This window comes from Mesorhizobium sp. B2-4-6 (genome assembly GCF_006442775.1).
Lineage (GTDB): Bacteria > Pseudomonadota > Alphaproteobacteria > Rhizobiales > Rhizobiaceae > Mesorhizobium.
Genome location: NZ_VFVI01000001.1, coordinates 1,114,503 through 1,132,353 on the forward strand (window position 1 = coordinate 1,114,503; position 17,851 = coordinate 1,132,353).

The 17,851-nt window shown below is 66.8% G+C and carries 18 protein-coding genes and 1 riboswitch; of the genes, 4 read left to right on the top strand and 14 right to left on the bottom strand.

Features of this window, described 5'->3' with window-relative positions:
- Window positions 1–5 precede the first annotated feature (5 nt).
- From cobS to cbiE, 6 genes are read right to left on the bottom strand one after another with little or no spacing between them, the layout of a single operon-like run.
- On the bottom strand, window positions 6–773 hold the full coding sequence (gene cobS / locus FJ957_RS05320) for an adenosylcobinamide-GDP ribazoletransferase (RefSeq protein WP_140829244.1): 768 nt from the start codon (window positions 771–773) through the stop codon (window positions 6–8).
- On the bottom strand, window positions 770–2,086 hold the full coding sequence (locus FJ957_RS05325) for a cobyrinate a,c-diamide synthase (RefSeq protein WP_140829246.1): 1,317 nt from the start codon (window positions 2,084–2,086) through the stop codon (window positions 770–772). Before FJ957_RS05325 ends, cobS begins: the two co-directional genes overlap by 4 nt.
- Window positions 2,083–2,898: a uroporphyrinogen-III C-methyltransferase gene (gene cobA / locus FJ957_RS05330; protein WP_140829248.1), complete on the bottom strand. Its 816-nt coding sequence runs from the start codon at window positions 2,896–2,898 to the stop codon at window positions 2,083–2,085. The genes FJ957_RS05325 and cobA overlap by 4 nt, the downstream gene beginning before the upstream one ends.
- Window positions 2,895–3,659 carry a precorrin-4 C(11)-methyltransferase gene (cobM, locus tag FJ957_RS05335; protein ID WP_140829251.1) on the bottom strand — a complete coding sequence of 255 codons (765 nt, stop codon included), beginning with the start codon at window positions 3,657–3,659 and terminating at the stop codon, window positions 2,895–2,897. The genes cobA and cobM overlap by 4 nt, the downstream gene beginning before the upstream one ends.
- A complete protein-coding gene (locus tag FJ957_RS05340; protein WP_140829581.1) occupies window positions 3,656–4,042 on the bottom strand; it encodes a cobalamin biosynthesis protein in 387 nt (128 codons plus the stop codon). The genes cobM and FJ957_RS05340 overlap by 4 nt, the downstream gene beginning before the upstream one ends.
- Window positions 4,039–5,280 carry a precorrin-6y C5,15-methyltransferase (decarboxylating) subunit CbiE gene (gene cbiE, locus FJ957_RS05345; RefSeq protein ID WP_140829255.1) on the bottom strand — a complete coding sequence of 414 codons (1,242 nt, stop codon included), beginning with the start codon at window positions 5,278–5,280 and terminating at the stop codon, window positions 4,039–4,041. The genes FJ957_RS05340 and cbiE overlap by 4 nt, the downstream gene beginning before the upstream one ends.
- Before the next feature lies 1 nt (window position 5,281).
- Between cbiE and FJ957_RS05350 the strand changes: the two genes are divergently transcribed.
- Window positions 5,282–6,049, top strand: coding sequence for a cobalt-precorrin-6A reductase (locus tag FJ957_RS05350; RefSeq protein WP_140829257.1), 768 nt, complete (start codon window positions 5,282–5,284; stop codon window positions 6,047–6,049).
- On the opposite strand, the gene FJ957_RS05355 is transcribed toward FJ957_RS05350, so the two are convergent.
- The 8 genes from FJ957_RS05355 to FJ957_RS05390 all read right to left on the bottom strand — a co-directional run bounded on the left by FJ957_RS05355 (window position 6,013) and on the right by FJ957_RS05390 (window position 15,961).
- Complete coding sequence (locus tag FJ957_RS05355; RefSeq protein ID WP_140829258.1) at window positions 6,013–6,777, bottom strand: precorrin-3B C(17)-methyltransferase; 765 nt, start codon at window positions 6,775–6,777, stop codon at window positions 6,013–6,015. The genes FJ957_RS05350 and FJ957_RS05355 overlap by 37 nt on opposite strands.
- On the bottom strand, window positions 6,774–7,523 hold the full coding sequence (locus FJ957_RS05360; RefSeq protein ID WP_140829260.1) for a precorrin-2 C(20)-methyltransferase: 750 nt from the start codon (window positions 7,521–7,523) through the stop codon (window positions 6,774–6,776). Before FJ957_RS05360 ends, FJ957_RS05355 begins: the two co-directional genes overlap by 4 nt.
- Window positions 7,520–8,152, bottom strand: a complete 633-nt coding sequence (locus tag FJ957_RS05365) for a precorrin-8X methylmutase (RefSeq protein WP_140829265.1) — start codon at window positions 8,150–8,152, stop codon at window positions 7,520–7,522. Before FJ957_RS05365 ends, FJ957_RS05360 begins: the two co-directional genes overlap by 4 nt.
- The gene (gene cobG, locus FJ957_RS05370; RefSeq protein ID WP_140829267.1) at window positions 8,153–9,634 is read right to left on the bottom strand and encodes a precorrin-3B synthase; all 1,482 of its coding nucleotides are present in this window, start codon (window positions 9,632–9,634) and stop codon (window positions 8,153–8,155) included. It abuts the gene before it with no gap.
- Window positions 9,631–13,005, bottom strand: a complete 3,375-nt coding sequence (cobN, locus tag FJ957_RS05375; protein ID WP_140829269.1) for a cobaltochelatase subunit CobN — start codon at window positions 13,003–13,005, stop codon at window positions 9,631–9,633. The genes cobG and cobN overlap by 4 nt, the downstream gene beginning before the upstream one ends.
- 18 nt (window positions 13,006–13,023) lie before the next feature.
- Complete coding sequence (cobW, locus tag FJ957_RS05380) at window positions 13,024–14,061, bottom strand: cobalamin biosynthesis protein CobW (protein ID WP_140829272.1); 1,038 nt, start codon at window positions 14,059–14,061, stop codon at window positions 13,024–13,026.
- Window positions 14,058–14,489, bottom strand: a complete 432-nt coding sequence (locus tag FJ957_RS05385; protein WP_140829276.1) for a DUF1636 family protein — start codon at window positions 14,487–14,489, stop codon at window positions 14,058–14,060. Before FJ957_RS05385 ends, cobW begins: the two co-directional genes overlap by 4 nt.
- 39 nt (window positions 14,490–14,528) lie before the next feature.
- Window positions 14,529–14,732, bottom strand: a riboswitch (cobalamin riboswitch).
- A 29-nt stretch (window positions 14,733–14,761) separates the two neighbouring features.
- Complete coding sequence (locus FJ957_RS05390) at window positions 14,762–15,961, bottom strand: winged helix-turn-helix domain-containing protein (RefSeq protein ID WP_140829278.1); 1,200 nt, start codon at window positions 15,959–15,961, stop codon at window positions 14,762–14,764.
- Window positions 15,962–16,294: 333 nt separating this feature from the next.
- On the opposite strand from FJ957_RS05390, the gene FJ957_RS05395 reads away from it, so the two are divergent.
- The 3 genes from FJ957_RS05395 to FJ957_RS05405 are packed head-to-tail and all read left to right on the top strand — an operon-like array spanning window position 16,295 to window position 17,842.
- Window positions 16,295–16,660: an NADH-quinone oxidoreductase subunit A gene (locus tag FJ957_RS05395; RefSeq protein ID WP_140644309.1), complete on the top strand. Its 366-nt coding sequence runs from the start codon at window positions 16,295–16,297 to the stop codon at window positions 16,658–16,660.
- Window positions 16,651–17,232: an NADH-quinone oxidoreductase subunit B gene (locus tag FJ957_RS05400; RefSeq protein ID WP_140829280.1), complete on the top strand. Its 582-nt coding sequence runs from the start codon at window positions 16,651–16,653 to the stop codon at window positions 17,230–17,232. The genes FJ957_RS05395 and FJ957_RS05400 overlap by 10 nt, the downstream gene beginning before the upstream one ends.
- Before the next feature lie 4 nt (window positions 17,233–17,236).
- Complete coding sequence (locus FJ957_RS05405) at window positions 17,237–17,842, top strand: NADH-quinone oxidoreductase subunit C (protein ID WP_140829281.1); 606 nt, start codon at window positions 17,237–17,239, stop codon at window positions 17,840–17,842.
- The last annotated feature ends 9 nt before the right edge of the window (window positions 17,843–17,851 follow it).

Below are 17,851 nucleotides of genomic sequence, written 5' to 3' on the forward strand. Positions count from 1 at the left end.
GAGAATCAGGAAAGGCAGACGGATGCGACGAGCAGCACGGCGATCTCGCCGAGCTGCTGCAGCGCGCCGATCGTGTCGCCGGTCTGGCCGCCGATCTGGCTGAGGCAAAGCGCGCGGAAGGCCACGAAGATCAGGCCGAGCAGGACGAGTGCTGCTATCGCGCCGCCAAGGCCGAGGGCCAGCAGCGCCACCGCGCCGAGCGCCGCGCCGATGGCTGCGGTTTCGGCGGTGACGGTGCCTGCGCCCGCCGACAGGCCGTCGGCTCGCGCCGGCGGCAGAAGATGCATGAAGGCGCCGAACAGGCCGCGCGAGGCCGCATGCGCGGCGAGCAGCGCCAGGACGACGTGGCCGGGACCGGTCAGCTCGGACAGCGCGCTCCAGCGGATGAGCAGCGAGACACCGAGCGCCGCCGCGCCATAGGCGCCGATGCGGCTGTCGCGCATGATCTCCAGTTTCCTGTCGCGTGTTCGGCCACCGCCGAAGCCGTCGGCGATGTCGGAAAGCCCGTCCTCATGCAGGCAGCCGGTGACGAGCATCGTCGCGGCGAGCGTGAGCGCGGCGGCCGGCCCGGTGGCGAGGCCGAGAACTGTGGCGATGGCGTAGACCAGCGCGCCGATGATCGCCACCGCGAGACCGGCAAAGGGCGCCGCCCAAATCGCGTCGGCAAGGCTGCGGCCGCCGAAATCGCTCGATGGCAACCTCAGCCGGGTGAAGAAGACGAGGCTGAGGCCGATATCGTCGAGCACTTGCCGGGGGGCGGAAGGACCGCTCATGCGCCCCTCGCTATGGCATGGAAGAAGGTGCCGCTGACATGGCCGCGCCGGTAGCCGGAGGCGCCGAGCGGATTGCCCTGGCCATCGGCAAGGTCAGCCAGCGGCTCGTCATTGCCCGTGGCGGTCATCTGCGCATAGTGGAATTCATGGCCGCGGATCAGCGTGCCCTCCGGCCCCAACGGGCAGGCGGCGCGCAGCCGCGCCTCGCGATAGCCAAGGTTCATCTTGCGTTTGGCAAAGCTGGTCGAATGGCCAAGCAGGCCGAGCATCCTGTGGCTCTCGCCGTCCGCATCCTCCAGCACTTCGCCCAGCACCATGAAGCCGCCGCACTCGCCGTGAACCGGCTTCGTCGCTGCAAAGCGCGCCATCCCCGCCCGGAAGTTGGTCGCGGCCGCGAGCTTGCCGGCATGAAGTTCGGGATAGCCGCCGGGCAGCCAGCAGACCTCGCAATCTTGGCCCGGCGCTTCGTCGGCGAGCGGCGAGAAGGGGGCGATCTCGGCGCCGGCCTTGCGCCAATGCGTGGCGACATGCGGATAGAGGAAGGTGAAGGCGGCGTCCTCGGCCAGCGCGATGCGCTGCGCCGGCGGCTGCAAGGCATCGGCGAAGTCGCCGGCTGCCGGCTCCAGCGGGGTCGCCAGCGCCAGGATGGCGTCGATGTCGAGCGACTTCTCGACCATGTCGGCCAGCCGGTCGAGATGCGCCATCAGGTTCTCGTATTCGCCGGCCTGGACGAGGCCGAGATGCCGCTCCGGCAGGTTGAGCGTCGGATCGCGCAGGATGGCGCCGACCACGGGCAGGCCGATCGCCTCGATGGCGTCGCCGGACAGCCGCCGGTGGCGTTCGCTGCCGAGCCGGTTGAGCACGACGCCGGCCATGCGCACATCGGGATCGTAGGTGGCAAAACCCTTGGCCACCGCCGCCGCCGTGGTCGATTGCCCGGAAACGTCGAGCACCAAAAGCACAGGCAAGCCGTAGAGCCGGGCAAGATCGGCGGCCGAGCCGGAGCGGCCTTCCGGCGCGGGGATGCCGTCGAACAGACCCATCGCGCTTTCGAGGATGACGTATTCGGCATCATCGGCGGCTTGGCCGGCCAGCGCGTTGAGCAGGGCAGGCGGCATCGCCCAGCTGTCGAGATTGACGCCGGACAAGCCGGTGGCGGCGGTGTGGAAGCCGGGATCGATATAGTCCGGTCCGGACTTCGCGCCGCGCACTTTCAGGCCGCGCCGAGCGAGCGCGCGCAGCAGGCCGATGGTGACGCTGGTCTTGCCCGAGCCGGAGCGCGGCGCGCCGATGATGATCGCGCGCGCCGTCATGTGCCGCCCGTCAGTGCCGCGCGCATGGCGACGATGCCGCCGACCACGATCAGCGCCGGGGAAGCGAGCCCGGCGGCCGCGGCTTCGTCCGCGATGGTTGCGAGCGTGGCGACGACGGTGCGTTCGTGCGGCGTCGTCGCGGCGACGATCACAGCCGCGGGTGTCGATGGCGCGAGGCCGCCGCTCAGCAGCTTTGCCGCGATCACCGGCAGGTTGGCCATGCCCATATAGACGACGACCGGTTGTCCGGTGCGGGCGATTGCCGCCCAATCGATGTCGTCATCGGTGCCGGCGGCATGGCCGGTAGCCAGGATAACGGCCTTGTTGATGCCGCGCATGGTGGCGGGAATGCCGGTGGCTGCCAATGCGCTGAGACCGGAGGTCAGGCCGGAAAGCACCCGGAACGGAATGGTTTCGCCCGCGAGCGCCAAGGCCTCTTCGCCACCGCGGCCGAAAATATAAGGGTCGCCGCCCTTGAGCCGCACGACACGGCGGCCTTCGCGCGCCAACCGTACCAGCAGGGCGTTGATGTCGTCCTGCTTCATCGAGGGCTGGCCACCGCGTTTTCCAGCGTAGAAAAGCTCGGCGCCTTGAGCGACCGCCACGACATCGGGTGAGACCAGCGCGTCATAGACCAGCGCGTCGCATTGCCCGAGCGCCGCCAGCACCTCCAGCGTCAGGCAGCCGGGATCGCCGGGGCCGGCGCCGGCCAGCCAGACATGGCCGGGCTCCAGCTCACGCGGCTTGAAGTTCAGGCGCGCCAGCGCCTGTTCCACCGTTGCCCGTCCGTTCGTATTGGCGCTGCCGTTCACAATCCGTCCCGTCCGCGAAACCGCCGCTGGTAGTGGGCGTCGTACAATGAGCTTTCGCTGAAATCCTGCGCTGCAAGCGCGCTGCCGACGAAGATGATTGCCGTGCGCTCCATCGGGTTTTCCGCCAATTGCGCTTCGATAGTGCCCAGTGTGCCGGTCAAGATGCGCTCGTCCGGCCAGGAAGCGCGGAAGACGACCGCGACCGGACATTCGGCGCCGTAAAGCGGCGTCAAATCTGCGACGATGCGGTCGACGGCATGGATGGCAAGATGGATGGCGAGGGTGGCGCCGGTACGGCCGAAACCGGCAAGCGTCTCGCCCGGCGGCATTTTCGAGGCGCGGCCGGAAACGCGGGTCAGCACCAGGCTCTGCGCCAGTTCTGGAATGGTGAGCTCGCGGCGCAGCGCGGCCGCGGCTGCCGCGAAGGAAGGCACGCCTGGGGTCAGCGTATAAGGGATGCCGTGTTTTTCCAGCCGCCTGATCTGTTCGGCCACCGCGCTCCAAACGGAGAGGTCGCCGGAATGCAGCCGCGCTACATCCTGGCCGGCCCTGTGGGCTGTGACATATTCGGCCTCGATCTCGTCGAGCGACATCGGCGCGGTATCGATCAGCTTGGCGCCAGGCGCACAATGCTCGAGCAGCTCCGGCGCGACGATCGAGCCGGCATGGAGGCAGACCGGGCAACTGGCCAGGAGCCGCGCGCCGCGCAGCGTGATGAGATCCGCCGCACCCGGACCGGCACCGATGAAATGGACGGTCATGCGGTACCTCCGCCAAGAGCGATAGCGCAGGTCACAGGATCGAGCACGATGCGCGGTCCAAGCAGTTTCGCACCTTTTCCGGCCGCGGCCAGAGCCGAGGCTTCCGAAACCGAAGGCGTGCCCGCCTGGGCCTGCGACGCTTCGGACCGACTGACCGTGTTGGACGAGACGGATTGCAGCGCAGCGTCGGACATGATGAGCACGGGGAGGTCGAGGTCTCGGCCGGCAAGGAAGATCGCCGGCTCGTCACGCTTGATTTCGCCCGTCGCCAGCGCGGAAAGCGCCGTCATCGCGAGGCCATGCGCTTCGAGCGCGGTCTCGATCGCCGCCAGTACTTCCTCGACGCTCACGCCTTTGCGGCTGCCGATGCCCGCAACCATCATGGTTTCACCCAGCTCCACTGCGTCACCGGCATGGCCGGCCGCCACGCCTGCATGGATCCGACAGCTGCCGCGCGCGACAGCGCTATCCGGGTAAGGTCGCCGCCGCGGCTATTGTACTGGTCGAGCAGCAGCGCCTCCATCTCCAGCGTCACCGCGTTGGCGACCAATCGGCCACCGGGGCGGAGCGCCTTGATCGCCTTCTCCAGCACGCCGGCATCGCTGCCGCCGCCGCCGATGAAGATCGCATCCGGCGTTTCGAGCTTGCCGAATGCCTTAGGCGCGGCGCCTTCGACCACGACAAGACCCGGCACGCCGCAATGTGCGGCATTGCGGTGGATGCGGGCGGCGCGCTCGCCGTCGGCCTCGATGGCGATGGCGCGCAGCGAGGAATGAGCCATCATCCATTCGATGCCGATCGAGCCGGAACCGGCGCCGATATCCCACAACAGCTCGCCACGGCGCGGCGCCAGCGCCGACAGCGTGATGGCGCGGATCTCGCGCTTGGTGATCTGGCCGTCATGCTCGAACAGATGGTCGGCAAGGCCGGCGGTCAAGGGCAGGACGCGCGCATCCGGCGTCGTTTCAATGTCGAGCGCCAGCACATTGAGCGGGTTGATGTTTTTGAGATTGAAGGCGTTGGCGCGGGAAGTTCGATGCGCCTCATCGGCACCGCCGAGCGCTTCGAGAACCGTCAGCCGCGACGGGCCGAAGCCGAGTTCGTCGAGCAGTGAGGCGATGGCCGCCGGCGCGTCGGCGTCCGATGTCAGGGCAAGGATGCGCGCACCGGGGTGGAGCAAGGGCCGGATCAGGTCGATCGGATGCCCGTGCATTGAGATGGTCTCGACGTCCTGCAGCGCCCAGCCGACACGGGAGGCGGCAAGCGACAGCGACGATGGAGCCGGCAGGACGAGCATCTCATCCGGCTTGACCTTGCGCGCCAGCGTGACGCCGACGCCATGGAAAAACGGGTCGCCGGACGCCAGCACGCAGATTTTTTTGCTTCTGAGCGCCAGCACGTCGCGCATTTCGGCATCGAACGGCGTTGGCCATGGGCGCGCCTCGCCCTTGGCCAGGGATGCGACCAGCGCGAGATGCCGCTTGCCGCCGAACACGACTTCAGCCTCGGCAATGCACTGCTTGGCCTCGTCGCCGAGACCCGCTACACCGTCCTCGCCGATGCCGACGACGGTCAGCCATTTTGAGGCTGGCTTGGCGGCGCGCGGACCCTTAGCAGGCATGATGACCCACCATATCCTGATCCTCGGCGGCACCACGGAAGCCCGGCAACTGGCCGGAAGGCTTTCCCGTCGCAAGGATTTTTCGGTCACGCTGTCGCTTGCCGGCCGCACCGAAAGCCCGGCCGCGCAAGGCGTGCCGGTGCGTGTCGGCGGTTTTGGCGGCGCGGAGGGATTGGCTGCCTATCTTAGCGAAGAGCATGTCGATCTGCTGGTCGACGCCACGCATCCATACGCCGCCCGTATCTCGGCCAATGCCGCCGAGGCGGCCAAGCGGTCCGGCGTGCCGATCCTTGCGCTGCGTCGTCCCGGCTGGGAGCCTGTCGCAAGCGACCACTGGACGCTGGTCGACGACGTCGCTGAGGCGGCAAGTGCCCTCGGCGCGGCGCCGCGCCGCGTTTTCCTGGCGATCGGCCGGCAGGAAGCCGGCGCCTTCGAGACCGCGCCCCAGCATCGCTACCTGATCCGCAGCGTCGATCCGGTCGAGCCGAAGCTCGCGGTGCCCGATGCGCTTTACCTGCTGGCGCGCGGGCCGTTTCCGGAGGCGGACGAACGAACGCTGCTCGAAAGATACGCAATCGACGCGGTCGTTTCCAAGAACAGCGGCGGCGAGGCGACCTATGGCAAGATCGCTGCTGCGCGGGCGCTCGGCATCGAAGTGGTCATGATCAGCCGGCCAGCGCTGCCTGACGTGCCCTCGGCCGAAACCGTCGATGCGCTGGCGGGAAAAGTCGATCATCTTTTCGAGCCCGTTGCCGAACGCGGCGTGTAGACCAGCGCCGGCCGTTCGCCGCGCTTGATGATCCGGGTCTCGGGCGAGCCGATGATGATGCAGGTCGACATGTCGGCCTTTTCCGCATCGGCGTCTGCCAGCAGAAAAACCTCGATACGCTCGTCGGGGCGCCCGGCGGCGCGGCCGAAGATCACCGGCGTGGTGCCGGGCAGGATCGCCTTCAGGCATTCGAAGGCGCGGCCGAGCTGCCAGGGGCGGGCCTTGCTGATCGGGTTATAGAGCGCGATGACGAAGCCGGCTCCGGCCGCCGCCAGCAGGCGCAACTCGATCAGGTCCCATGGCTTCAGATTGTCGGAGAGCGAGATGGCGCAGAAATCGTGGCCGAGCGGCGCGCCGATGCGGGCGGCGACCGCAAGCATGGCAGTGACGCCGGGTACGACCGACAGGTCGATCGAACGCCATTCGTCGGGCCCGGCTTCGATCGCCTCGCAGACGGCCGCGGCCATGGCAAAGACGCCGGGATCGCCGCCTGAAACGACGGCGACGCTGTGGCCCTCGGCCGCCTTGGCCAGCGCCTCGTTGGAGCGGGCGAGTTCCTCCCGGTTGTCGGAGGCAATGCGGGTCTGGTCCGGCCGCAATTCGAGCCGGTCGAGGTAGGGCTTGTAGCCATAGAAGAACGAAGCCTCGGCCACCGCATGCCTGGCCTGCGGCGTCACCTGGTCGGCATTGCCCGGACCGAGACCGATGACGGTGAGGCGGCCGCTCATGCTTTGGCTCCGGGGCGCGCCGACCAGCCCGCGACCAGCACGATGGCGAAATAGGGCGCCTTGTCGTCCGGCTTTTCGGCAAGCCGCATCGAGATGCTGCCCGGCATCGTGCCGCGCTCGACATAGACGGCTTTCGCCAGCTTGCCGGACGCTTCCAGCGCGCGACGGATTTTTGGCAGGTTGCGGCCGACCTTCATGATCACCGCGGCATCGGTGTCGGCGAGGCGGCGGGTCAGCTCGAACTCACTCATCGTGCCCGGCAGCACGGTCAGCACATCGTCACCCTGGACGATCGGCAGGCCAGTGGTCGACCAGCAGCCGGACATGGCGGTGATGCCGGGGATGACTTCCGTCGGGAACCGGTGTGCAAGCCGCACATGCAGATGCATGTACGAGCCGTAGAAGAGCGGATCGCCTTCCGACAGCACCGCGACCATCCTGCCGGCGCCGAGATGCCCGGCGACCTGTTCGGCCGACTGTTCGTAGAAATCGGCGATCTGCGAGCGGTAGTCGTCATGGTCCTTGTCGATTTCGGTGGTCACCGGATAAAGCAGCGGCAGCTCGATCATGTCCGGCCGGAAGCGCGCCTCGACGATGGCGCGGGCATTGCTGTTGTTGCCGCGCTTGGCGAAATAGGCGACGACGTCGGCCTCGGCCAGCGCGCGCGCCGCTTTCAGCGTCAGCAGTTCGGGGTCGCCGGGGCCGGTGCCTACGCCGACAAGACGGCCTTTTACAATCGCGTTCACAGGCCCGGCCTCGCCAACGAATTGAGCGCGGCGGCGGTCATGGCGCTGCCGCCCAGCCTGCCGCGCACGATGGCATAGGGCACGCCGTAAGAATTCTCGGCCAGCGCATCCTTGGATTCGGCGGCGCCGACGAAGCCGACCGGCATGCCGATGATCACGGCGGGCTTCGGCGCGCCGTCGCGCAGTTTTTCGAGCAGATAAAAGAGCGCGGTCGGCGCATTGCCGATGGCGACGACCGAACCGGCCATGCGCTCGCCCCAGAGGTCGATCGCGGCGGCGGAGCGGGTGTTGCCGATTTCCCTGGCGATGTCGTGCGTGCGCGGGTCGCGCAGCGTGCAGATCACCTCGTTGCCGGCCGGCAGCCGGGCGCGGGTGACGCCGTGGGCCACCATCTCGGCATCGCAGAAGATCGGCGCGCCAACGGCGAGTACGGCGCGGGCCGCATCGACGAAACCGTCGGAAAAGACGAAATGGCTGGCGGCTTCGACCTGGCCGCAGGCATGGATCATGCGAATCGCGACATCGGCTTCGGCCTCGGAGAAGCGCGACAGGTCCGCCTCGGCGCGGATGATGGCGAAAGAGCGCTCGTAGATCGCCATCCCGTCACGGATATAGTCGTAGGCGGCCATTCACTGGTTCCGTCGATAGAGTTCAGCGATGCCGGCCGCGTCAAGCCTTGCCAGGCAGGCGGCGGCGGTTTCGCCCTGATGTCGTTGCGCGCGCAGCGCGGCAAGGATGCCGGCGATGCCGCGCGCGGCGTCATAGCCCGGCCTGTACGCGGCAGGAAGGGCCTTTGCCGTCCCGTCCACGACAAGTCCGGCTCCGTTTTCGTCGCCGACCAAGGTCAGTGCCGCCGCGCCGGGATGCGCGCAGCCCTTGGCGCAGCCGGAAACGTGGAGCGTCAGCGAGGTATCGATGAGGTCCGCGTTCTGCGCCGCGATCGTCTCGGCGATGGCGCGCGTGGCGATGCGGCCGGATGCGCAGGCCGGTGCGCCCGGGCATGCGGCGATGCGGGTGCGGGGGTCGGCGGGGTCGGTAACGAAGCCTAGAGCGGATGAGGAGCCCTGGAGGGAGGAACAGGCGGATGCCGAGAGGCCGAGGAAGAGCATGGCACGGCCTGGGGCGAGGCGGATTTCGGTCGCGCCGAGGTTTGAGGCTTCGCTGGCGAGGTCGATGAGATTTTGGACCGGCATGCTGCCGTAGGGCAGGGCGATACCGAGGGCGGTGTTGCTGCCTAGACTGAATAGGCCAATGGGACGTCCAGCGGGCCGGCGTTCCTGCGCCCCCCTCTCTGTCCTGCCGGACATCTCCCCCTCTAGGGGGGAGATTGCCTTGTCATCTCGGCTTTCGCCAATCTCCAACGCTAAAAGTGGAGAGCCGGCGCGGGAATTGCCAATCTCCCCCCTAGAGGGGGAGATGTCCGGCAGGACAGAGAGGGGGGTGACGGAGTGCCAACTTGCGAGTGAAATAAGCTGTCTCTCCGACAAATCGCGCGTGTGCGCTTCGCGTCCCTTTTCGGCAACCATCCGTAGTGCCGCCACAGCGATGTCGCGGGATGTATCGGCATCGACCGTCGCGAGCAGCCTTGAACTGCGCCCGTCGCCAGCAACCGACACGCTCCAAAGAACATCGCGTCCAGCCCCCACCGCCTTCAGCCTCACGTCAGCCGTCACGGCATCCATCGTCAGCTGTCCGCCACCGTCGACAACCACCGACACCTTCGGTCCCAGCCTCGCCGTCAGCTCGGCCTCCTCGATCGCCGCCCTGATCCGCTCCGCCATTGGGCGCGGATCGGCGATCTCTTCCGGGTCGATACCCGCAAGCGGCGCCGTCTCGACCGGCACTCCCGTCCGCACCTCGATCCCCAGCGCATCCACCTCCGCCGCCAGCAGCCGTGCGCTTTCGGCTGTCAAACCGCGGATCTGCAGGCTGCCGCGCGCGGTTACTTCCATGATGCCGTTGCCGTGGCGCAGAGCGGATTCGCCGAGCCCGATCAGCGACTTCGGCGAAATTCCTCCAGCGACCGGGTTGAGCCGCACCAAAAGCCCGTCGCCGGTCTGCATCGGCGCGCTCAGCGCAGGGCAGGCACCTCGGCGTGAGAAGGCGTTCATGCCGCCACCCCGCCTGCCTGGGCCTCGGCGATCAAGGCCGCAAGGTCGTCGTCGATGGAATTGCGCATCGGATGCCAAAGTCCGCGTCGCCGCGCGGCGAGGAACCGTTCCGCGATGACCTTCGCAGCCGCCGGGTTCTCGCGGAGGATGAAGGCGCGGACTTCCGGGTCGCCAACATAGGCGTCATGCACCGCCTCGATCAGCGCGCCTGATATGGCATGGGTGGTTTCGGCGAAGCCGACCAGACGGTCGACCGTTTCGGCGAATTCCGAGGCGCCGCGCGGGCCGTGGCGCATCTGGCCGGCGATGAAGCGTGGGTTGACGGCGCGGGCGCGGACCACGCGGGACACGGCTTCGCCGACCGAACGCGGTTTTGGCTTTTTAGGATCGGTCGTGTCGAGCATGATGACGTCGGCATTCCTGCCAAGTGCTGCAAGGGCGGCCGAAAACCCGCCAATGAAGGCGACGTCGGCCGAACCCTCGAGGATGTCGCGGCCGGGATCGTCGCCGGTGTGGACGAGGAGATCGGCTTCCGCGATCCGTCCCTCGAAGGCGCCGGGCGCGGAGATCGCTTCGCCGTCGGCGCCGCCATAGGCGTGCGATGTCGCGTCGAGATAGGCGCGGCCGATCTCTTCGCGCGCGCCCCATTCACCGCGCGACAGCAGGTCCTCGACGCCGGCGCCATAGGTGCCGGGCGAGGTGCCGAAAATGCGCGGGCCGATCTTCCCCAGAGCGCGCGTCGCCGCGGCAAGCGGGTTCTCGGTATCGTCCTCGTCGCGGCTGGCGACGGCGTTGGCGGCGGCGTCGATCAGCGCGATCTGGGTCGGAAACATGTCGCGGAACAGGCCGGAGATGCGCCAGGTGACGTCGACGCGCGGGCGGCCGAGCGCCGCCGGCGGCAGCACCTCGATGCCGGTGATGCGACCCGTGGCGGCATCCCATTGCGGCCGACAGCCCATCAGCGCCAGGCCCTGCGCGATCTCCTCGCCGCCCGTGCGCAACGAGGCGGAACCCCAAAGATCGATGACCAGCGAGCGCGGCCAGTCGCCGTGGCTTTGCATATAGCTGCGCACCACTTCTTCCGCCGCCACCTGGCCGAGATCATAGGCAGTCGGCGTCGGCATGGTGCGCGGATCGGAGGTGAAGAGATTGCGACCGGTGGGCAGGACATCGGAGCGGCCGCGCGCCGGCGCACCGGCGGGACCTGCCTTGATGTGGCGGCCGTCGAGCGCGGCGAGCAGCGCAGACTTCTCGGCTTCGGCGCTTTGCCGGCGTAGTGGGTCGACCTCGTCCTCCGGCGCGCGGCCATAGACATGCAGCCCGTCCTTGACGGCGAAATCCTTGAGGTCGCAGAGCCAGGCGTCGATGCGGCGCAGCGCTTCGTCCGGAGCGTCAGTGCCGGCAACGCCGGCTTCGGAGGCCAGGCCGGTCTTTTGCGCCGTCTCGACGATCAGCCTAGCCAGACGGTCGCGGCGGCGGCGGTCGAGGCCGTCGGCCTGGGCATATTCATCGACCAAGCGCTCCAGCTTCTGTTGGACCTCGTCGAGGCCTGCGCCGGTCAGCGGCGGCGGCAGATGGCCAAGGGTGACGGCCGAGATGCGACGCTTGGCCTGAGCGGCCTCGCCGGGATTGGAAACGATGAAGGGATAGATGACCGGCAACGATCCAGTGACGATCTCGGGGAAGCAGGTTCCGGAGAGCGCGACCGTCTTGCCCGGCAGCCACTCCAGCGTGCCGTGGGCGCCGACATGGATGACGGCATGGATACTGAGCAATTTTTGCAGCCAGAGGCCGAAGGCGATCAACTCGTGGCGCGGCGGGAGCGTCGGGTCGTGATAGTCGGCGCGGCGGTCGGCCGAGCGGCCGCGGTCGGGGGCCAGCGCCACGGTGACATTGCCGAAGGTTGCGGCGCGGAAGGGGAAGGTTGCCGAGGCCGGCGACTGGCGCCAACCTATCCGTTCTGCCTTGCCCCATGCCGCCTCTACTGCATCACGCGCTACCCCCGGGAGTTCGTCCGAAAGGTCGAGGTAGTCCTGCAGGGCAAGGCCAAGCCCACCAACCTCCAACACATCCAGCAATCGCCGTGGCGATTGCGGAATTCCCTCAACCACGTAGCCCTGTTCCTTCAGGTCATGCAGCATGGCGAGCACGCTTGACGGCACATCAAGCCCGACGGCATAGCCGGTCCGCCCTGGCGCGCTCGGATAATCCGGGATCAGGATGGCCAGCTTGCGCTCGACCCGCTCCGTGCGTTGCAGGCGGATAAACGCCGCGATCCGCTTGGCAACCTGCGCGACACGGTCCGCTTCGGGCTGGTTGGCGAAGGCGCGGAAGGCGAGCGCCGGGTCGGTTTCGACCTCGCCCTTGAACGAGATCGCGCCGGCAAGGATACGTCCGTCGAGCTCGGGCAACACGACATGCATGGCGAGATCGGCGGGCGCCAGGCCGCGGTGGTTCTTCTCCCAGACCTCGCGTCTCGTCGTGGCGACGATGACCTGGAACACCGGCACACCGGCGCGGTCGAACAGGGTTTCGGCGCCGGGTTCCGCGCCGGAGGCGAAGGCGGTGGCGGTGACGATGGCGGCCGGGTTCAGCGATGCGATCGCGTTTTCGACGAAGGCGAGAGACGCCGGATCCTTGAGGCTGGAAACGAAGATCGGCACAGGGACCATGCCTTGCGAATGTAACGCCTCGGCCAACGCGTCGATCGGCGCGATGTCTGCGGCAAGCAGCATGGAACGGTAGAAGAGGATGGGGATGACGAGGTTGCCAGCGCCGAGTTCGCCGACATCGATGATCTCAGGCTTCTCCACGACCCCCAGCCCCGGCCGATAGTACCCCGCCTTCGGCACTTTGACCGGTTCGGCCACGGCCGCATCCGACCCGGCAAGTCGCGCCAGCCTTTGCACCAGCGCGCTCATATTGGCCGGGCCGCCCTCGCGGAAATAGCCGAGCAGGGCGTCGATCTCGGCGCGCGGCAGGGTCGAGGCTTCGATCAGCCGCTGGTCCTCGTCATGGCTTTCGCCGGGCAGCAGCGCCAGCTTGATGCCGCGGTCGCGCGCGACCGCGGCGAGCTGGTCGCAGCCGTAACGCCACCACTCATAGCCGCCGAGGATACGCACCAGGACGACCTTGGCGTGACGGGCGACGCTGTCGATCCACAGATCCACCGACATCGGATGGCGAAGGTCGCGCAGCGCCGCCAGCCGCATCGAGGGTAGCCGCTCCGCATCGGCCTTCCAGGCGGTGGCCAGACCGGCGAGATCGCTGTCGGTGAAGGACAGGGCCACGACATCCGCAGGCGTCTGCCTGAGGTCGATCGGCTCGGCGAGATCGTCGAGCGAAGCGGATGTGGTGGCGAGGATGTGCATCGCTTTTTGGTGTTGGCCTCAGCCGGCGAGGATACGCTCGATCGCCGGGCGGTTCAGTCCCTTGAGGCCGATGACGACGAGCCGCGAGCGGCGGTCGTCCTCGGCCGTCCAGGCGCGGTCGTAATAGTGGTTGACGCGCGGGCCGACGGCCTGGAGCAAAAGCCGCATCGGCTTGCCGCCAACCTCGACGAAGCCTTTGACGCGCAGCACGTTTTCCTGCTCGGCGGCAAGGGCGACGCGCTCGGCCAACTCGTCGGGATTGGCGACCGACGGGATGTCGATGACGAAGGAATCGAAATCGTCGTGCTCATGGTCGAGCTCGTCGTCGTGATGGGTCTTGCGGTTCTCGATGTCGTCCTCGACGGCGAGCCCGAGGCCGAGCATTACCGACGGGTCGACCTTGCCCTGCGCGGTCGGAACGACCTTCACGGCGCGCGCGACATGCTTGCCGATGACGGCGTTCGCACGCTGCGACCCGGCCGCATCCATCAGGTCGCTCTTCGACAGGATGATCAGGTCGGCGCAGGCGATCTGGTCCTCGAATACCTCTTCGACCGGATCGTCATGGTCGAGCGTCACGTCCGCGGCGCGCTGCGCCTGCAGGGCATTCATGTCGGAAGCGACACGGCCGTCGGCCAGCGCCGGACCGTCGACCACGGCAATGACCCCATCGACCGTCACGCGGCTCTTCACGCTCGGCCACTGGAAAGCCTGGACGAGCGGCTTCGGCAAAGCGAGGCCGGAGGTCTCGATCAGGATGTGATCGACCTTGGGGTTGAGCGACAGGATCTGGTCGAGCGCCGGCACGAAATCGTCGGCGACGGTGCAGCAGATGCAGCCATTGGCGAGCTCGACGATGTTTTCCTCCGGGCAGGTGTCGACGCCGCAGCCTTTCAGGATCTCGCCGTCGATGCCGACATCGCCGAACTCGTTGACGATGATCGCCAGCCGCTTGCCCTTGGCGTTCTCCAGCAGGTTGCGGATCAGCGTCGTCTTGCCGGCGCCGAGGAAGCCGGTGACGACGGTACAGGGCACGCGGGAAACGGAAGCGTTCATGGTCGGTCCTTCAGCATGTCGAGGGGAGGGATGCGGGCAACGAGGCCGCGCTTGAGAGAATCGGGCCGGCCGCGCCAGGGAATCAGGCCGTCAGTCGAGGTGGCGAAGAGTTTCGCACCGGCAACGAGGTCGGTGCCGCTGGTGGCATTCAGATCGCCGAAGACATAGCTCCAGCAGCCGTCGCGCAGCAGCGCGGCGCTGAGCCGGCGCTTGCAATTGCCGAGGCATTCGACCGTGCGGATGTTGATGTTTTCGCCGGAGGCAGCCCGGCGCGTGTCCTCGGCGAGCAGCGCGCCGGCACGCGGATGGGCGTCCGAGCCGGTTTCGTCGCGGCAGGAGGAGCACACGATGACGGTCGCGCCGGCCAGCGCGTCGGGCTCGGACGAAATATCCGCACTATTTGCCGGGAAACTGCCGTTGCGATCCAAAACCAGGCTCCTTGCCCGGAAAACCCGCCGGGCATTCGGATACTTAAAGTCTCAGACGGCAGGTCTCCTGGCTCGCGAGTCGTCGCCTTGAATGCCGCCTTCCCGGGAACATCCCAGTGGTTTTCGGCCGGGGCTCGTCGCTTACAGTTGCGGGGACAGCCGCGGATTTGGGTGTTGGCCCGCACCGCATTCCCTCTTGGCTCCTCCCTTTGCCGGGAGAAGACCGTCTGCGGCGGATTTAGGCTTACGGCCGGGTGCCTGTCAACGCACGGCTACGACATCACGATGTCGGCCAGCGCCGGTCCTAGGTCGCCGGCCGGCGTCACTTCGATCGCTCCCAGGCCGAGCCAGCCCTGCATTTGCTGCAGTTCGTCGAAGAGTTGGGCCGCCGTTTCGGCGGGAGCGCCGGTCTCGGCGTAGGCGGCATGGACGCGCAGCACGCTTGCCGGCCGATCGGCCCTCAGATCGACGCGGGCGACGATGCGGTCGCCAAGCAGGAAGGGCAGCACGTAGTAGCCGTATTGGCGCTTTTCGGCCGGCGTGTATATCTCGATACGGTAGCGGAAATTGAACAGCTTTTCGGTGCGCGTGCGTTCGAAAACCAATGGATCGAACGGGGCGAGCAGGGCGCGTGCCTCTATCCGACGCGGAAAGCGGGCGTCCTTGTGGAGATAGGCGGTCTTGTCCCAACTCTCCACCGTCACAGGCAGCAGTTCGCCCGCTTCGACCAGTTCCTCGATGCGGTCTTTCGTATCGCCCGGCGCGAGACGAAAATAGTCGCGGAGGTCGCCATAGGTGGCGATGCCATGGGCGCGGGCCGAGATGCGCAGCAATTCGCGATGCGCGTCCTCGACCGAGGGTACGGGAAGGTCGAGCACAGCCTGCGGCAAAACGCGCTCGGGCAGGTCGTAATAGCGTTCGAAGCCGCGCCGGTAGGCGGTGGTGATGCGTCCGGCCCAGAACAGCCATTCGAATGCGTGCTTGGCCTCGCTCCAGCCCCACCAGCCGCCATTGCCCTTGTGGCCTTCGATGTCGGACGCGGCGATCGGGCCGCGTTCGGCGACCTGCGCATAAATCTCGTCGATCATCGCCTTGCGCTCCCGGCCCCATTTCGCCAGGCCGAGATACATCTCGTCGCCCTGCTCGGCGCGCAGCATGCGCCAGCGCATCAAAGGGTAGGTTTCGACAGGCAGGAACGACGCCTCATGCGCCCAATATTCAAAGACCGCGCGCTTGCGGCTGACCGCGGCGTTGTCGAGCAGCGCAAGCGGGTAGGGGCCGAGGCGAGAATAGAGCGGCATATAATGAGCACGCACCACGGCGCTGACGGAATCGATCTGCAACAGGCCGGTTCGTGAAAGCACGCGCGCAAGGTGGCGGCGATCCGGAACGCCGCCGGGCCTAGGGTCCTTGAATCCCTGCGCTCCGAGCGCAATGCGCCTCGCCATGGCCAGCGAAATCTTGTCCTTCATCGAGGCGTCCTTGCCCTGATCATTTGCCGCATTTTTAGCCGGTGATTCCGACGATGCTAGCAGGCAAATGGCGGGAGATATGTCAGGAGAGAAAAGTGGAGTAAAAAGCGAAGGAAATCAAACAGGAGCGGATCGGACCAGTTTCTTCCGATAAGGCGTCCAGGGCCGCGAATTGAACAAGGTTTGACTTGCGTCACCGAAACCGCTGCGCTAACCCTCGCCGCGTTGCAGCATGGGCCCCTTAAAACGGTTCAGCGGTTAAACTGTCACGCTTCCGCATTAGAGTTCGTTGCTGTAATCAAAGTGAACTGCCCGCCTAAGGAAAGCCGCCGCATGAGCGCACTCCTGAGTTCATATCTGCCGATCGTCCTGTTCATCGCCGTGGCGCTGGTCGTCGGCCTTGCGCTGCTCATAGCGCCGTTCCTGGTGGCCTACCGCAATCCCGACCCGGAAAAGCTTTCCGCCTACGAATGCGGCTTCAACTCATTTGACGACGCCCGTATGAAATTCGACATCCGCTTCTACCTGGTGTCGATCCTGTTCATCATCTTCGATCTCGAGGTCGCCTTCCTGTTCCCGTGGGCGGTCTCCTTCTCCAAGGTCGGCATGCTCGGCTTCTGGTCAATGATGGTGTTCTTGGCGGTGCTGACCATCGGTTTTGCCTATGAATGGAAAAAAGGAGCGCTGGAATGGGATTGAACGACAGTTCAGGCACCCTCGTCGCGCCGAAGCCCAAGGGCATCATCGACCCCAATACCGGCAGGCCGGTGGGGGAGGACGATCCCTTCTTCCTCGAAATCAACAATGAGCTGGCCGACAGGGGTTTCCTTGTCACCTCGACCGAAGCGCTGATCACCTGGGCGCGCAGCGGCTCGCTGATGTTCATGACCTTCGGTCTCGCCTGCTGCGCGGTCGAGATGATCCACACCTCGATGCCGCGCTATGACTCGGAGCGTTTCGGCGTCGCGCCGCGCGCGTCGCCGCGCCAGTCCGACATCATGATCGTCGCCGGCACGCTGACCAACAAGATGGCGCCGGCGCTGCGCAAGGTCTACGACCAGATGCCGGAGCCGCGCTACGTCATATCGATGGGCTCCTGCGCAAATGGCGGCGGCTATTACCACTATTCCTATTCGGTGGTGCGCGGCTGCGACCGCGTCGTGCCGGTCGACATCTATGTGCCCGGCTGTCCGCCGAGCGCGGAAGCGCTGCTCTACGGCATTCTCCTTCTGCAGAAGAAGATCCGCCGCACCGGCACGATCGAGCGGTGAGCCGATGACCCTGGCGTTGAACGAACTCTCCACCTATCTCGGCGAGAAGCTCTCCGGCCGCATCGGCGAAGCCGTGCTTGCTTATGGCGAGCTGACCGTGCCCGTCGAGCCGGGCAATCTCAACGAGGTGGCGACCTTCCTGCGCGACGATCCGCGCTGCCAGTTCATCTCGATCATCGACGTCTGCGGAGCGGACTACCCGTCGCGCGCCAGGCGCTTCGACGTCGTCTATCACCTGTTGTCGCCGAAGCAGAATGTGCGCATCCGGCTCAAGGTCCAGGCCGACGAAGAGACGCTGGTGCCGTCGCTGACCGGCGTCTATCCCGGTGCCGACTGGTTCGAGCGCGAGACCTACGACCTTTACGGCGTGCTGTTTTCGGGCCATCCGGACCTGCGCCGCATTCTCACCGACTATGGTTTCGAGGGCCATCCGCTGCGCAAGGATTTCCCGCTGACCGGCTTCGTCGAGGTTCGTTACGACGACGAGGCCAAGCGGGTCATCTACGAGCCGGTCGAGCTCAAGCAGGAATTCCGCAATTTTGATTTTCTTTCTCCTTGGGAAGGGACGGACTACGTCCTGCCCGGGGATGAAAAAGCCAAGACGAATTGAGGCGCCACA

Excerpts from the sequence above, each read along its gene's own strand:
- cobS (WP_140829244.1), bottom strand. The coding sequence starts at position 773 with ATGAGCGGTCCTTCCGCCCCCCGGCAAGTGCTCGACGATATCGGCCTC.
- FJ957_RS05325 (WP_140829246.1), bottom strand. The coding sequence starts at position 2,086 with ATGACGGCGCGCGCGATCATCATCGGCGCGCCGCGCTCCGGCTCGGGC.
- cobM (WP_140829251.1), bottom strand. The coding sequence starts at position 3,659 with ATGACCGTCCATTTCATCGGTGCCGGTCCGGGTGCGGCGGATCTCATC.
- FJ957_RS05340 (WP_140829581.1), bottom strand. The coding sequence starts at position 4,042 with ATGATGGTTGCGGGCATCGGCAGCCGCAAAGGCGTGAGCGTCGAGGAA.
- cbiE (WP_140829255.1), bottom strand. The coding sequence starts at position 5,280 with ATGCCTGCTAAGGGTCCGCGCGCCGCCAAGCCAGCCTCAAAATGGCTG.
- FJ957_RS05350 (WP_140829257.1), top strand. The coding sequence starts at position 5,282 with ATGACCCACCATATCCTGATCCTCGGCGGCACCACGGAAGCCCGGCAA.
- FJ957_RS05355 (WP_140829258.1), bottom strand. The coding sequence starts at position 6,777 with ATGAGCGGCCGCCTCACCGTCATCGGTCTCGGTCCGGGCAATGCCGAC.
- FJ957_RS05365 (WP_140829265.1), bottom strand. The coding sequence starts at position 8,152 with ATGGCCGCCTACGACTATATCCGTGACGGGATGGCGATCTACGAGCGC.
- cobG (WP_140829267.1), bottom strand. The coding sequence starts at position 9,634 with ATGAACGCCTTCTCACGCCGAGGTGCCTGCCCTGCGCTGAGCGCGCCG.
- cobN (WP_140829269.1), bottom strand. The coding sequence starts at position 13,005 with ATGCACATCCTCGCCACCACATCCGCTTCGCTCGACGATCTCGCCGAG.
- cobW (WP_140829272.1), bottom strand. The coding sequence starts at position 14,061 with ATGAACGCTTCCGTTTCCCGCGTGCCCTGTACCGTCGTCACCGGCTTC.
- FJ957_RS05390 (WP_140829278.1), bottom strand. The coding sequence starts at position 15,961 with ATGAAGGACAAGATTTCGCTGGCCATGGCGAGGCGCATTGCGCTCGGA.
- FJ957_RS05395 (WP_140644309.1), top strand. The coding sequence starts at position 16,295 with ATGAGCGCACTCCTGAGTTCATATCTGCCGATCGTCCTGTTCATCGCC.
- FJ957_RS05400 (WP_140829280.1), top strand. The coding sequence starts at position 16,651 with ATGGGATTGAACGACAGTTCAGGCACCCTCGTCGCGCCGAAGCCCAAG.
- FJ957_RS05405 (WP_140829281.1), top strand. The coding sequence starts at position 17,237 with ATGACCCTGGCGTTGAACGAACTCTCCACCTATCTCGGCGAGAAGCTC.